Here is a 15,516-nt window from a genome sequence, read left to right as displayed (position 1 = left end):
AAAGAAAGTCTGAGTTAAACTTGTGATTCACCGGGGAGAAATACGATTCGTGTTTCAGAATAGATGTGAGAAAGGATTCTCGGATGGCAAAGCGTAAAACTTCGGCAAAAAGCGGTAAAGGTTCCCCAGGTAACACCAAAGATCTGGGAACAAAAGTGCCCAACTCATCTGTTGAAGCCGCATCAGTGAGACCAACGGGAACTCTGGCAGCCAACCGATCCGATAGCGGTTCTCGAACGCCATCGATCGCTACCCAGACGGCAAAACCTGCCACCAGCCCACGGCCTGATACGCCCTCTCAAGAACAGATCGCAAAGCGTGCTTATGAGATTTGGGTTGCGCGTGGTAAACCGCAAGGTAAGGATCTGGAAAACTGGCGACAAGCGGAACGTGAACTGCTTGGCCGTTGAGCTTGTGCTGTTCAACCTTCAACGACGTCCGAATTCAGTCCTGATGACGCCCCATTGTCGGTGGCGTTGACACGGATCAATACTCGACCGCGATCGTCTTTGATTGCAATACCCAACTCCGTCAGCGCGATAAGTGCCGCCTGTTGCTCGGCTTCCTTTTTGGAGTTGGCCCACGTCGAACTGAACCGTCGGCCATCGATCTCTACACATACCTCAAAACATTTTGAGTGGTCAGGTCCTTTTTCGTCGAGCATCACGTACATCGGATGTGAAGGCATGCGCTTCTGGGCATAATGCTGAAGCACGCTTTTGAAATTGTGCTGGTGGGCGGATCGTGCCGCCTCATCAATATGCGGGATCAAATGTTTGAGAATGAATGTACGAACAGGCTCGATACCACCATCGAGATACATTGCAGCAATGATGGCTTCAAGTACCGCAGCAGTGATACTCGAAGGTAAGCCTGACTTGCCGCTCATACCTTTGCCAAGCGTGAGCATCGATACCAGATCCAGGTCAGAGCTGATCTGCGCACAGATTTTGCGGCTGACAACCGCGCTTTTAATCTTGGTCATCTCTCCTTCCAGCAGTTCCGGATAGTTGCGAAAGAGATATTCACATACAACAAAACCAAGAATCGCGTCGCCCAGAAACTCCATCCGCTCATTACTGGAAAGGCGATGATCAGCACTGCTGGCGTGAGTCAGTGCCTCGCAGAGAAGCTTCTCATTCTTGAACTGATAATTCAGAGCACAGGCGGCTTTTTCAAACATACGATCTTTCGTCGCTATCTACGGCCCTATCCGAACGTCCAGCGACTTCACGCGATTGAATCCGCTCAGGAAAAAGTATCCGAATCACTTGATCCCTTGTCAATGCTGCGCAGCGTGATTACGCTTCACCCATGAACCATTGCCCATCTCGTGCCGCAGGGTTGTTCACACTCATTACCGCGATCTTTCTCACCACTGCAACTGCATTGGCAGCCGATGCTCAACCCACCCCGACGCTCAAACTGAATGAAGTCAAAATCGGCATGAAAGGCTATGGACTGACGGTGTTTCACGGCGACAAAATCGAACCCTTCGAGGTTGAAGTCGTCAGCGTGGTACCTGAATCTGGCGTTTCCTATCCCGGCCCTGCACGACACGGCATGATCTGGATCCGATGTCCCGATCCACGGATGCAGAAAACCGGGCCGGTACAGGGCATGAGTGGCTCGCCAATCTATCTGTGGGACGAAGGTGAGCCTCATGAATTGGGGAAGGGCGGAAAATTGATCGGAGCATTTGCCTTTGGGTTTCAGGCCACAAAGGACTGTCTTGTCGGCGTACAGCCGATCCAGTACATGCGAGGGGTAGGAGACCGCGCATTAGAAGATGCAAAGCACCCGGATCAGGTCACTGCCACTGATTTCTCGTTACCTGAGGCTTCGCTCCAGACTCTGCTCAAGACGGTATCACAGGACAATCTTTCTCCCAGTGTGACTTGGCGTGCTCAGTTACTGGGCAAAATGCAGCGACACCTATTGAAGGACAACCCTGCGACGTTTGATACATCCCCCCGCGTAACTGCTCCCGTCAACGAGTCTGCACACGGAGAATTGAAGCCGCTTATGTTGACAATGGGGGTACATACACCCAAGTTCGCATCTTTGATTGCTCCCATGCTGGCTCCCATGGGTATCGCACCGTTTGAAACGCCGATCGGGGTTGTTGTGGGTTCGGGGCCGCCTGATGTTGATGTTAAAGCAATACCTCTCAAACCGGGTGGGGTTCTGGCGATTCCTCTCGCATACGGAGATCTGGATTTGAGCGGTGTCGGCACGGTGACCGATGTGCTGCCGGACGGCCGCGTGCTTGCGTTTGGTCACGCCATGTTCGGCCAAGGATCCTCAGCCGTTCCGATGGCGAGCGGCTACATCCACCTGATTGTTCCAAGCCTGGGCAGCAGTTTCAAAATAGGTGGCAGCGGTGTGATTCGCGGGACGATCACCCGTGATGAAGCCAGCGCAGTTGCTGGCATACCTGAAGCTAAATTTGATACCTCTCCGGTTCGAGTTAGAGTCCAGATGCCCAGGCAGAAGCCCGCGGAATACAACTATCGAGTTGTACATCACAAGGGACTCATTGCCACGATCACTTCGATGCTCGCGGTCGAGAGTATGACTGCGCTGCAGAATCCTCCGATCGAGAGCACTGCATATGTCACGACAAATATGACCTTCGCTGGTAACCGTAAACTCACATTTCACTCCATCATTCCTGACCCTCGACCGGAGAGTCTGATGATGGAATTCCTTCCACCTATCTCGACGATGGTTGATAACGAACATGAATCCGTCATGCTGGAATCAGCGGACATCAACATTGAGATTAAACCCAATTTCAACATTGGCTCAATCGCAAACGTCCGCCTTGACCGTACGATCTTAAAGCCTGGACAGAAGCTCGGCATGACGGTACGTATCGATCCCTACGGCAAGAAGTCGTTTGAAAAACGTGCAGAGATCACCATTCCTGAGAATTTATCCGATGGTGATTACCAGCTCTATGTTTGTGATGCTTCCTCGTACTCTTCCCTGTGGTCCTCAAACCGACCGCATTTGAATGAAACTACGAATGTCGATGAGATTTACACCAATCTGCAGCGTGTCATGGCTGTACCGAGCAACGCGCTTTTTCTCGTACTTCAGATTCAGCAGCAAGGACTTGCCGTTGGTCGTCAGGAGATGCCTCATCTGCCCTTAAGCCGAAAAGCCATGATCAGTACCCCGACCAGTTCCCAGGCGACAGCCTACGGAGAATCGACGGATCGAATCATCCCTATGAATCTCGTAACCGTAGGCAGCATGGAATTCACGATCAGCGTTCGCAGGAATCCATTACAGGATTAGACGGCGCAGGAATGAACCTCCCGACGCCTTGTGCCGGTGTCTCGTATTTCTTGAGTCCGACCCCAAAATATCGACCCCAAGGACCATGTATGACTTGTCGTAATACCTGTATTCCACTCAGCCTCGTACTCGCACTATGCGCCGCAGCGGTCGCCATTCAGCCCGGCCGCTGGGTGCATAACTCCGAAGCAGATTTTGAACCCGGCAAGAGCGAGCGCGTCGTGGTGACTAATCTCGGCGACATTAAGCTCGCCAATGCGATAACCACTATCGCTCAGATCCCCGAACAGGCGGGCATTATTTATGACCTTGAACCCGGCAATAAAGATGACCTGATTATTGCTGCGGGGCCGGAGGCCAAACTCCTCCGTAAGCGAGGAGACAAAATTGAAACCATCGTCAGCCTTCCCAATGAGCAGGTCTTTGCGCTCGACCATGATTCCAAAGGGCGGATCATTGCTGCTGTAAGCGGAACAACCAGTCGCCTGGCGATACTCGACGGCGACAAACTGACCACACTCATAGATCTCGGAGATGTTCGATATGTCTGGGACATGATCGTTGACGGGCACTTTATCTATCTGGCTACCGGCATAGAGGGGAAACTCCTTCGTGTTGATCTCAACAAGGCGGAAGATCTCGCCAAACATCCAGTTCAAGCTGCTCTTGCGACCCATCCTGCGTCTCAACCCAAAGATGAGGAAGCTCAGACTCAAGCTGCGACAGAACCAATACCGCAACCAGCAAATCCTGCGATTGAGGTGCTCCTTGATGCCACGCAGGCCAATCTTCTCTGTCTGGCCCGTGACAAGAAAGGCCGCATTTATGCCGGCAGCGACACTGACGGCCTGATTTACCGTGTCACATTCAATCGTGATGGCGGAGTCGATGAAGTATTTGTTGTTTACGACGCAGCTGAACCGGAAATCGGAGCACTGCTTGTTACCGCAGACGACACGGTTTATGCAGGCACAGCAGACGCCGAGCAGGCAAAGCCTGGCCGCCTGAACGAAGCATCGGAATCACAAGGCCGCCCGGAAGTACCCGACGAAGCGGATAAACAACCCGCCAAGCAACCTAACCCTGCGGATATTCCACAGGTTCCTCCACCCGCAAATCCCATCGGCGAATCGAATAAAGATTCAGATGAGCAATTGGAAGAGAGTGATGATCTGGGTGCAGCGGACAATATTGAAACTGGCCGTCATATCGCAGCAGCCGCTCCGAACGTGGTCACTCAAAAGTCAACCAATCTCATTAACCTTGTAAACGACGCGCCCGTTGCGTTGGATGACAAACCCATTATCGCCTCTTCTCCTGAGACAGAGCCAACGAAGGCACAGCATGATGAATTGCGCGAAGTAATCCGTAAGCGACTCGAAGCCGCGAGGAAAAGCGGTGTGATTCCGATGGGAGCAAACCAAGGACGACCAACCAACGTCATGGGCGGACCTATCGCAAGAGGAAAACCACAACCAGGAGCGGCTAGCCCCGCCATGTCCAAGGGGGGCAACGCGATCTATCGCATAACTCCTGATGGATTTGTCAATGAGGTATTCCGTGAGTCGGTAATGATCTTACGCATGATTGAAGATCCCGCCGACGCAGGACGACTGCTGGTGGCAACGGGTAATAAAGGCCAGATCTTCCGCGTCAATCCGGCAGCGGGCGAGACCACGATCCTTGCCAGACTTGAACCACAGCAAATACCCGCGATGCTTCCAACACGAGACGGCATCATTCTGGGTACAGCAAATCCGGCCCACATCATTCGGCTTGATTCCGGCTTCGCCAAGGATGGCACCTACACAAGCATCGTGATGGACGCGACACAGATCAGTCTGTGGGGCAAGCTCCAGTTTTTCGGCACCGTTCCCGCAGGATCGTCAGTCCTCGTCGAAACCCGCAGCGGTAACGTGCAGGATCCTGAGCAGGCAGCCTGGACCGCATGGGCTAAATCCGGAACGATAGAACATGATGAACATACGGCACCACTGACTCCGATTGACCTTCCGATTGAGAGCCCCCCCGCACGTTTTCTGCAATACCGGTTGACACTAAGCGGCAAAGACCAGGCGACACCAGTGGTGGATCGAATTGCCATGGCGTATGTGCTGCCGAATCTAAAGCCGGCGATCAATTCAATCACTGCGGCGTATGCGGACGAAACTTCCGGGGCGGCAGAAGGCGGGCCGGGGCCAAACCGTGCGGCTGCGCGACCTGGCGCAGTCGCAGCAGAACCCGAACCGCAAACGGCTATGAACATCGAATGGGAATCCAACGACCCCAACAACGATCGGCTCAAGTACGTTCTTGAGTATCAACCCGCAGGCACTAAAGTCTGGTTACCGTTGGCCAAGGATCTCGACGCTGCGACGTTTGAGTGGCAGACACGGCGTGTACCCGACGGACGCTACATTATTCGCATAACAGCCAGTGACGCCTCTGATAATCCCGGTGGGATGGCGTTGTCCGCAACACGCTATAGCGACCCCGTACTCGTGGACAATACCCCGCCGTCGTTGAAAGATCTCAAAGCCATCGTGGATAAAGGCGTGGTCAAGCTGTCCGGCGAAGCCGATGACAAACTGTCCAATATCCGTTCGATTTTCTATGGAGTGGATTCTACCGAGCAGTGGCAACCCGTTCTTTCGAGTGATTTGATCTTCGATTCGACATCAGAGAGGTTTTCCATTAACATTTCCGGTCTTTCCGCGGGCCAGCACATAATTACCGTGCGGGTTCTGGATGCACGGAACAACGCGAAGTACGAGTCGGTTGTTGTCGAGGTGAAGTAAACGAATCTCGCAACACTGACGGAATCGGAGTTACCAATGCCTACGCATTATGAAAAGAGACGCAGTTTAGTGAAACGTCGCCGGAAGTTTGGCTTCCGCGCCCGCATGAAGACAAGCAAAGGCCGCCGCATGATCAACCGCAAGCGCCGCGTCGGTCGGTCAGTCAACGTCCGTAAGCACTAAGCCTCGGCTGATCAGTAACCAACCTACACAAAGCCCAGGCACCACCATGCCTGGGCTTTCTTCAAATCCACACGAGCAAAACACAAGGATGTATTCCCATGAGCTTTGAGATCGAATCCGTTCACGGCAGGCAGGTTCTTGACAGTCGCGGCAATCCCACGGTCGAAGTCGAAGTCACACTAAACGGCGGTGTCCGCGGACGGGCTATGGTCCCCAGCGGAGCCAGCACGGGAGAACACGAAGCCATTGAGCTGCGTGATAAGGATAAGTCGCGATACCTCGGCAGAGGAGTTTTGCGAGCTGTCGAAAACATCAATACTCATATCGGCCCTGAGTTGATCGGACAGGATTCCCGCGATCAGGAACAGATTGACGGACTCATGCTTGATCTCGACGGCAGCGAAAACAAAGGCAAGCTTGGAGCAAATGCGATTCTCGGCGTGTCCATGGCTGTCGCCAAAGCTGCATCTGAGGCATCAAACTTGCCGCTATTTCGCTACCTCGGCGGTACGAACGCCAAAGTCCTCCCCTGCCCGATGATGAACATCCTCAACGGCGGGAAACATGCGGATAACAACGTAGACTTCCAGGAGTTCATGATCCAACCGTGGGGATTTGACGATTTTCACGAGGCACTGCGGGCCGGCGTCGAGATTTATCACGCGCTCAAAGATGTATTGCACAAAGCGCATCTCTCAACAGCCGTTGGTGATGAGGGCGGTTTTGCTCCTAATCTGAGAACTAACGAAGAGGCGCTAAATATCATCGAACTGGCCGTTATCCAGGCTGGCTACAAGTGGGGAGAACAAATCTTTGTCGCACTCGATCCTGCCACCAGCGAACTCTGGAACGAAGGTGTAAAGATCGGCAAGACAGGATACTGCTTCTTCAAGAGTAATCCCGGTGATGTGATGACCAGTGGCCAGATGGTCAGCCACTGGGTCGAGTGGTGTAACAAATACCCGATTCGTTCCATCGAGGACGGTCTCGCTGAGAATGATTGGACCGGCTGGAAATCGTTGACCGAGAAGTTAGGCAACAAAGTACAACTTGTCGGGGACGATCTGTTCGTAACCAACCCGAAGTTCCTCAAGAAAGGCATTGACACCCAGACTGCCAATGCGATTCTCGTGAAGGTGAATCAGATCGGCACGCTCAGTGAAACATTCGAGGCTGTGACAATGGCTCAGCATGCCGGCTATTCGGCGATCCTCAGCCATCGCAGCGGCGAAACTGAAGATGCGACTATTGCGGATCTTGCCGTAGCGACAAACTGCGGACAGATCAAGACAGGGGCCCCCTGCCGCAGCGACCGTAACGCCAAATACAACCAACTCATCCGCATCGCTGAACATCTGGGCGATACGGCGGTCTATGGCGGCAAATACTGGTCGAAACACGCTTAACTTTGTCTGCCGATTGAACAGGACAAAGCGAGCTTAACCTTGAAGTGCTTGCGGTTTTAGTTGTTTTCGCCAGCCGACGACTGTGTAAAGTTGGAAGGCAAATCCGAGTAGTTGCCCGCTGAGAACGTCAGGTCCTGCGTGACGTTGGGGACAACGGGACCGGACAAGACCAGGCTGTCACCGTTCCATTTGGCGCGGATTGATTCCATGTTGGTGCCTTGGCCGCCGCCTTGATCGAGAGATTTATCTCCGCGGAGCATCAGAAAGTCACCACGGACTTCGTAGCTGCCCTGCTGAATCAATGCCGGGTCAGCACCGTCTCCCTTGCCTGTCGCAAGACTGAATCGATTGTCCGGGCGAAGTTGGAGACGGACTTTGTAGCCTTGTCCTGTCGCTTCCCATTTACCCGCTACCGAGCGGTCTCCAAGCTGATTGTTAGCCGTTGCCGCCGCTACAGGCTGAGTGGTCGGAGCCAGGCCGGAAATTGTCGGGGCTTCGTTGAAGTTGATGTCCCGTTGCTTTCGTCCCACGATCGTGGCACGGTCGAGATTAACAGCCTTGGTCGCACGAATACCTGTATCAGTAACCGGGACTTCGCCGATCCGTTCGACGCGCCATGATGACATGCGCTGCGGCTCTGACACGACATCGATATCAAGAACTACGTGATCGCCGGTGTCTTCCTTGATGATGACTGAGCCGAGCAGTTTGTTGGGCTGAGCGTAGAAACCATCACCCACATCTCCGGCGTCATAGCCAACCAGGAAGTTGGCCTCCAGTTCATCGAGTTTGATCTCGTGCCCAATCGGTGTGTCTTTGGGAATGACGATCCAGACACGCTCAATCCTCCGATCCTTGTATTCGGGCTGCGGCAAGGACGGATCCTTGATATTCGGCAAGTTCGGATCATTCGCGTCCGGCCAGGATGTGATCCTTGTCACCACAAGCAACCGATCCTCGCCCGGCACAAAGGCATAACGCCCCAAGTCCCAGACCGGCTGCGTGCTTTCCTTTGCCAAAGCAGCATTCCGGACGAGTTCAACTTCTTCTCGAGTCTTCGCCAACGATGGCTTACCCTTGGACTGCCAGACTCCAAAACATCCAGCAAGAGCGAGGGTGCTTGTAAGCATGATTGCAGCAGCCAGCCAGCGTGTTTGTGTTCGAACGCGCGTCATCGCTTGCTCCATAGTTAGCCGCGCTAATACAGCGCGGTTGGAATTCGTAATGGGTTTATCGGCCCGATTCGAGAGGAAAGTTATGTTTCAATCGTACTTCCCCTCGGTTATTGCACCTCAATCATATCGCATTTTACGAAAACTCCTCATCAAACCGGCATCGTGAAAATCAAAACCCCCTGACAATCTGCGTCCATTCCGATAACCTCATCCGTTATGACACGCCGTCTTTTCCCGCGTATCAGGCCCTTACTGATCAGCCTATTAACTCTGCTCGTCCTCAGTGGCGTGGTAACTGCGATTTACTGGCCTGCCATTAATCGCTGGTACCGTCTGAGCTACCTCACCTCGCCAGATTTGAAAAAACGGGAGGCAGCACTCAACTATCTCATCCTGCGCGGACCACATAATCCCGCCATCATCGCTGGAGCAGTCCGAAAGTTAAACGTCAAAGACCAGCAGAATTTTTTACAGATTATCAACGCCCTCGATCGCGCCCGGGCATGGCGTCGCAGTAATGTCCCGGATCAGCCTTGGCTTCGCTGGCTCGACATTCTCAGCCGCGAGCCGCAGACACTCGCGCGAGTGATGACTGCGCGTCGGCTTGGTGATCTCAAAGATTTGGCTGATGACCAGCGTGTACGATCGTTGATCGATCGCTTACAGAAAGACGCTGAAGATGATGTTCGATATAACGCGCTGGTCGCCGCCGCCGAGTTGGCTGGCCGTGCAAAAACACTCGACCCATGGAAGCCCATCCTGGCCCGGGGGGCGGAAGACCCCAATACGGAAATTGCTCGACAAGGCTGGGTATTTCTAGGTCTGTTTCATCTCACCGATGAGGTCAAGACGAACTGGAAAACCGCACCCCCCAAGGTAGCTGCCGCTTTGATCTGGGCTCGGACTTTCGATCACCCCGACAACCCCGTCATTGCCATCGAAGCACTGCAAGATAGCACCTCGCCGGACCTTGTACGCGCTGTCGCTGCATACTCACTCCACCTTTCCCCGACACCGACTGCTCAGTCAGCTCTGCTCGAAGTCGTTGACAACGCGAAGCTCGCCAACATGACTCTCCTGCATCAACGCCTGCTTTGGCGTGCGATCCTGTCCTTAAATCAGAACTCTCTTGATCGACCGGGAGTTCGTGAAAAACTGAATGATCTAGCCAGACAGGCTGTCCAGGCTCCTGCGTCAGAACGTGCGATGGCAGCCCCGATAGCCATCGCCGTCTCGTATCGGCTGGGGGTGTATTTCACGTTACCTCCTGACCCTGCCACACAACCAGGTGATGAACCATCGCGGCCACTGGCGGACCAACTTTCCCTGCTCGCCTCTCTCGAAGGTCAGGCCGTCGGCCAAAACTCGCAACCCATTCCACACGACGCGCCGGAGCTAATACGACTGACCTGGCTTGGGAAACAGAAAGCTCCAGCACCTGAAGATTTTGTGCCCTTCTGCTCATCAGAAGATTCCATGTTGCGTGATCTAGCCTGTATTACCGCAGCAGCACGCCTTTCACAGAAACAAATTGAAGAACTGGTCATCAAACTTCTGCACGACTTTGATGATCGCGCCAAGATGTCGGGTGCCATCCTCGCGGGCTTGACGAACGCAAGACCACCAACACGCGGTAACTCGGGTACACCATCCGATCTTGTCCTCGACAAGGTTAATGCGGAGGACGTGCGTCCAGTGATGCAGGTCATGCGGGTCGGGTTGTGGATGCAGGATCGGGCGCCAGATGTGGCAAAAGTGATTGACGGCCTGTTCGGTCGCCCTGACATGCCGCGATCAACTCTCCTTCTGGCGATGCTCCATAAACGTAGCCCTGTACCCTTTGACTACATTCTCAATCCCCGTGGGGACCCTCCTTTCGATTTAGTTGACTACTTCGACACACAGCGATGGTGGCGGATCGCCTCACGATATCTTCCCGAGGAGTCACCTCCGTTCTGGGTTTGGGGAGATCATGAACTGGAACTGTTCCAGATCGACGTTCTGAGGAACTGGTATCTGATCCACCGTGACGATTTATATCCCGACGCCAAACCTTGACCGTGCAGACGTGACAGCAGCAGATCAGTAGTTGTCCCAGACACAACTTGTCGAACCGACAACCATATTGTCCAGCGAGCGTGTCTCGAATGACCGCCCGCTTCCGTCAAACATGACCGTATTGGTGTACCTGCGCAAGTGACGGTGCGCCATCTTTCCATAGCCGGAAATATCCGCATAGTAAGGATCGTATGGCGTGGAAAAATCCATAGTCGTGCCGCTCATCCGTGGATCATTGGCCCAATCGTGGTGTTCGTAGGCTTCGGGAAGCGGGTAGTTCGCCCATCCGCTGGGTTTCAATGCATCGGTGCGTACATCTGCGACATTCATTGTCTGACTTGGTCGGAGAATCAGGGTCGCCTTGAAGGGCAACATGCTTAGATTATGAGTCCACGTCCCGCGATACACCGGCTGCTCACAGATGTACAGATCATTGACCGGCCATCGACCGGGGTAGTTGAGGTTTCCGTTAGCCCCGTAGCCTCCGCCGTAGTTGTAGTAATAAGGCCCTTTGTATATGGGTTGTGAAGGGCAGCGAAACACCCCTGTGATGTTGCGTGTCGCGTCGTATAGCCAGTTGATATTCGAAGACGTGTCATACACATTGAATGTCGCAACGAGACTTTGATCCTCCAGCGTCAGCGGCGCATATCCGCCGACGATGAGTTGGCGGTTAAAGTTGTAAAAGCCGTTCCAGTAGTAGGTGCCCCACGCATTGAGGTCGCCATTGTGTCCCATTGTGGGGCTGATGGCATATTGCTTGAAGTCGGTGCCATAGGCACCGCCCATGATCCCGATCTGGTGGAGATTTGCCTGACATTTCACGGATAGCGCCGTTTCCTTCGCTGCGGCGAGCGTCGGCAAAAGCAGAGCAACCAGCAACGCGATGATCGCAATGACTACAAGCACCTCAACCAGAGTGAAGCCGTGTGTCTTTCGCGGTCGGTTGTCGAGAAAGAATTGTCGCTGTCTCCCGCCAGGCCATCGCCTCGCACTGTCGGGAATATGCACCGGCCAGTGTCGATACGGTCTATGCCATACCGGGTGGCGTCGAATCACGATGTTCGTCCCGCAGAAATGGACTAACCAAAATATCGGCTACGACTCGTCAAAGTCAACATCTGTCGTAACAACGGCCCTGGTCAAAAGTCTTACCGGCAGCGGAGGTAATGCCTCGATGAACATTCGTCCATAAGGTTTGGTCGCCATTCGGCTGTCCACCACCACCACGCAGCCGCGATCCTGTTTCGAGCGGATCAGGCGGCCAAACCCTTGTTTGAACTTCAGTACAGCTTCAGGCAATGAATATTCGGCGAACGCATCGCCACCACTGGCCTTGATCCGATCAATCCTCGCCTCCACGAGTGGTCGATCTGGGACAGCAAATGGAAGTCGTGTGATGATGACGTTTCGCAGGGCATCCCCTTGCACATCCACCCCCTGCCAGAAACTGTCCGTCCCCAGCAGCACGCTGCGCCGGTTGCCTCGAAAGACCTCGAGCAGTTGTGATCGTTGAGTACCCTCGGCTTGCACCAGCATGGGCATTCCACGGGCGTCAAGAAAAGGCTTGAGCCAGTCTGCGGTTTTCTTGAGCAGGCTGTAACTCGTAAAGAGGACAAACGCTCCGCCTTCGGTGCGGTCGATGTGCTGAAGAACTCGTGGTCCAAGTTCGGCAAAGTATTTCGGATCGTTCGGTTCAGGCATGGTGCTTTCGATGAAAAGCTCCGCCTGTTGAGCGTAGTCGAACGGCGATCCCAGCAGCAGTGTCGGCGAATCCTCGCAACCTAATCGAGACTGGATATGCGAAAATCCCGCCTTCCTACCCGCGCCTGTCTTTCGACTCCGAATCGCTTCATTGCGGCCGCGCGAAGATAAGTCGGGTGAAGATGTTCCGTTGACCGCCAAAGTTGCTGAAGTCAACACGACACTCATCGGCTCTCCGTGTCCGTTTGTTGCTCCGAATAGCCTTTCTTTGAGGAGTACCCCGACGTCGATGGGTGAACTTTGAAGCGTTATTCGCCTTGTCCGACCCGCCTGCCCAAGCTCGATCCAGTAAACGCTGTCCGGTGCAGTCTGTTCCAGCAAAATCTTAAGCGTACCGGCAGCCTCCTCGCATCGACCCGCGTAGCCTGACAACTCAAATCGGTCCGGCTCCTGATCCGTATTGTCCTTCACCAGCTTGAGCAGCAGAGCCAACTCCTCAAGCTGCAGGCTCAACACATTTTCAACGATATGCGCCGCATCAACCCGACCGTTACTGCGTCCCTTTTCCTCATGGAATCTCAGCAAGGAATCGAAAAACTCGTGCGATGCCTGTTTGGTCTCGTGTACCGTGTTAACCGCGCGGTCAAGTAATTCCGTTTCGCATCGCCCTTGCAGACTCGACAAAAAACCCTTTCCCGTGCGATCCAGGTACAGACTGTTGAGGAGCATGTTGACCTGGGATTCAGAGATGGACAGTCCAAAGTGATCGCTGGCTACATCTTCGATGGTGTGCGCCTCATCAATGATCACATGGTCGTAGGGCGGCAAAAATCCGATGCCGGAAGCACGGAGCGCCAAGTCAGAAAAAAACAGCGCGTGATTCACAATCAACAGGTCCGCATTCTCCATGCGGCGGCGGGCCTGCTGATAGAAGCAACTGCCATACGTCGGGCATCGTCTGCCCATGCAATTTCCTGAATCACTTTGCACTTTGTCCCAGACACTGGGCCGTTCCAGCCGTGGCAGGGTGGCCAGCGATCCATCATCCGTCTTGCGCACCCACGCCTGGATCGTCTCCAGAGTTCGCATCATTTCGGGTTCGGGAAAGAGATTGATCGCTTTATCCGATGCCTGCTGTAATCGGCGGAGAGATATGTAATTCCCTCGCCCTTTCGCCAACACCGCGGAGAATTCGACATCTGCGACGGCTTGAATCAGAGGAATATCTTTCTGGACGAGTTGCTCCTGCAACGCGATCGTGTGCGTTGAAATCACCACCCGTTCACGCTTCTCGGCTGGCGAATTAACGACCCGCTCAATGGCCGGCAGCAGATAGGCGAACGACTTACCGACACCCGTGCCAGCCTCAATAAGTTTGCTGCCCCGTGCATTCAGCGTCTCACGGATAGACGTAATCATCTGATCCTGCTGCGGGCGATGCTCATATCGTGTGCCGAGTCGCCGTGCGACCGGACCATCCTCCGCGATGATCTGGAGAGGATTGAAAGCCATGGTGAACTGTCGATTGTAGCAGTGTGCAATCAAAGACCGGTGACAGAATCATGCTCGCCGATGGTGCCGTGCCTGTTTTGTCGTGCGGATAGTCGAATCCTCAACCAATGGATTGCCTACGGACGGCTGATGGATGTGTGCGGAATTAAAAATGCCGCGCCCGTTTCCGGACGCGGCATGATGAAGTCATGCGATGCGCAGCCAGCGGCCGCGACATGCTGAAATTCGTTTGACGAATTACTTGAGCTCGACCTCGGCACCCTGCTCCTTGAGCTTGGCAGCGAGAGCTTCGGCCTCGGCTTTGGGCAGAGCTTCCTTGACGGTCTTTGGCGCACCGTCCACGAGATCCTTGGCTTCCTTGAGGCCCAGACCAGTAGCCTCGCGAACAACCTTGATGACCTGAATCTTCTTCTCGCCGCCGTTCTTGAGAACGACGTCGAAGCTGGTCTTTTCCTCAGCCGGGGCAGCCGCGCCACCCGCGCCACCTGCTGCACCGGCGACAACGACCGCGCCGCCCGCTGCAGGCTCAAGGCCGTAGGCCTCCTTGAGGTAGTTCTTGAGGTCAACCGCCTGCTTGATCGTCAGGCTGGCGATCTTGTCGCCGATTTCCTTCACTGCTGCTTCTACTTCTGCCATGGGAAACACTCCATCGAAACTCCGTCCAAGAGGTGATCGACCGTCGATCATTTAACCCCCGAAGGGGCCAGTCGGAAGCGGATAGAAACTGTCTTATCTGCCTTGAACTACCGGAAGATCCCTTGCTCAGGCGATCTTGGCGATCGTTTCGCCCTTCTCAAGCTTGTCCTCAACAGCCTTGATCAGGCTTGCAATCGTGTTGCCTGCGCTGACGATCGCACCGATCGCCTGTGCTGCCGGACCGAGGAAGACCTGGATCACCTGCGCCTGCGCTTCGCTGCGGGTCGGGTATTTGCTCAAGGCTTCGACTTCTTTGCCCTTGAAGATGATCCCGTCCATCAATGCGCCTTTGACCTGGATGTTCTCCATGGTCTTGATCTGGGCGAGTACCTCACGAGCCACCGTCACGACGCTGTCACCGCCGTAAACAAGGGCGCTGGGGCCGTCCAGCATGTCGCTGATGCTCGCCATCTTCGTACCGTCGAAGGCACGACGGGCGAGATTATTCTTGACCACGGTAACGCGAACCTTCTTCTGCTGAAGGCCGGCACGGAGTTTATTGTTGTCGTTGGAAGTGATGCCACGGATGTCGATCAGCACCGCGCCTTCGAGATCACCAAAACGCTTTTTGTATTCGAGCGTCGTTAGGTTTTTTACTGGCTTGCTCATGGGATATTCTCGGATTTAGTCGTAGTTAGGAGTTCGAGACCAATCATCATCTGCATGAATCAACTTGGA

Annotated in this window: 12 protein-coding genes; 6 read left to right on the top strand and 6 right to left on the bottom strand. The window is 54.2% G+C overall.

The genetic code is table 11. The features are described from left to right. Positions 1-83 precede the first annotated feature (83 nt). Positions 84-410: a DUF2934 domain-containing protein gene (locus IT444_08375; protein MCC7192780.1), complete on the top strand. Its 327-nt coding sequence runs from the start codon at positions 84-86 to the stop codon at positions 408-410. Positions 411-421: 11 nt separating this feature from the next. Here the strand turns inward: IT444_08375 and rnc are convergent, their stop codons facing one another. Beyond that, complete coding sequence (rnc, locus tag IT444_08370) at positions 422-1,183, bottom strand: ribonuclease III (protein MCC7192779.1); 762 nt, start codon at positions 1,181-1,183, stop codon at positions 422-424. A 131-nt stretch (positions 1,184-1,314) separates the two neighbouring features. Between rnc and IT444_08365 the strand changes: the two genes are divergently transcribed. The 4 genes from IT444_08365 (at position 1,315) to eno (ending at position 7,693) form a co-directional block, all read left to right on the top strand. Beyond that, a complete protein-coding gene (locus IT444_08365) occupies positions 1,315-3,306 on the top strand; it encodes a hypothetical protein (protein MCC7192778.1) in 1,992 nt (663 codons plus the stop codon). 89 nt (positions 3,307-3,395) lie between these two features. Beyond that, entirely contained in the window at positions 3,396-6,104 is a 2,709-nt protein-coding gene (locus tag IT444_08360) for a hypothetical protein (GenBank protein ID MCC7192777.1), read from the top strand. A 36-nt stretch (positions 6,105-6,140) separates the two neighbouring features. Next, positions 6,141-6,287: a 50S ribosomal protein L34 gene (locus IT444_08355; protein ID MCC7192776.1), complete on the top strand. Its 147-nt coding sequence runs from the start codon at positions 6,141-6,143 to the stop codon at positions 6,285-6,287. A 98-nt stretch (positions 6,288-6,385) separates the two neighbouring features. Beyond that, on the top strand, positions 6,386-7,693 hold the full coding sequence (eno, locus tag IT444_08350) for a phosphopyruvate hydratase (GenBank protein ID MCC7192775.1): 1,308 nt from the start codon (positions 6,386-6,388) through the stop codon (positions 7,691-7,693). Between the two features lie 56 nt (positions 7,694-7,749). Here the strand turns inward: eno and IT444_08345 are convergent, their stop codons facing one another. Beyond that, positions 7,750-8,868 carry a hypothetical protein gene (locus IT444_08345; protein ID MCC7192774.1) on the bottom strand — a complete coding sequence of 373 codons (1,119 nt, stop codon included), beginning with the start codon at positions 8,866-8,868 and terminating at the stop codon, positions 7,750-7,752. Between the two features lie 216 nt (positions 8,869-9,084). Here IT444_08345 and IT444_08340 point away from each other — a divergent pair, with 216 nt between their 5' ends. Continuing rightward, complete coding sequence (locus IT444_08340) at positions 9,085-10,926, top strand: hypothetical protein (GenBank protein ID MCC7192773.1); 1,842 nt, start codon at positions 9,085-9,087, stop codon at positions 10,924-10,926. A 24-nt stretch (positions 10,927-10,950) separates the two neighbouring features. Here IT444_08340 and IT444_08335 read toward each other — a convergent pair whose 3' ends face one another. From IT444_08335 to IT444_08320, 4 genes are all read right to left on the bottom strand, one after another. Further along, entirely contained in the window at positions 10,951-11,931 is a 981-nt protein-coding gene (locus IT444_08335; protein MCC7192772.1) for a prepilin-type N-terminal cleavage/methylation domain-containing protein, read from the bottom strand. Positions 11,932-12,024: 93 nt separating this feature from the next. Continuing rightward, positions 12,025-14,142, bottom strand: coding sequence for a DEAD/DEAH box helicase (locus IT444_08330; GenBank protein MCC7192771.1), 2,118 nt, complete (start codon positions 14,140-14,142; stop codon positions 12,025-12,027). Between the two features lie 237 nt (positions 14,143-14,379). Beyond that, positions 14,380-14,778, bottom strand: coding sequence for a 50S ribosomal protein L7/L12 (gene rplL, locus IT444_08325; GenBank protein ID MCC7192770.1), 399 nt, complete (start codon positions 14,776-14,778; stop codon positions 14,380-14,382). 126 nt (positions 14,779-14,904) lie between these two features. Then, on the bottom strand, positions 14,905-15,447 hold the full coding sequence (locus IT444_08320) for a 50S ribosomal protein L10 (protein ID MCC7192769.1): 543 nt from the start codon (positions 15,445-15,447) through the stop codon (positions 14,905-14,907). Positions 15,448-15,516: the final 69 nt, after the last annotated feature.

The organism is Phycisphaeraceae bacterium, assembly GCA_020851465.1.
Taxonomy (GTDB): domain Bacteria; phylum Planctomycetota; class Phycisphaerae; order Phycisphaerales; family Phycisphaeraceae; genus JADZCR01.
The sequence above is the reverse complement of the archived record's forward strand: the minus strand, read 5'-3'. Positions and strand labels throughout refer to the sequence as shown.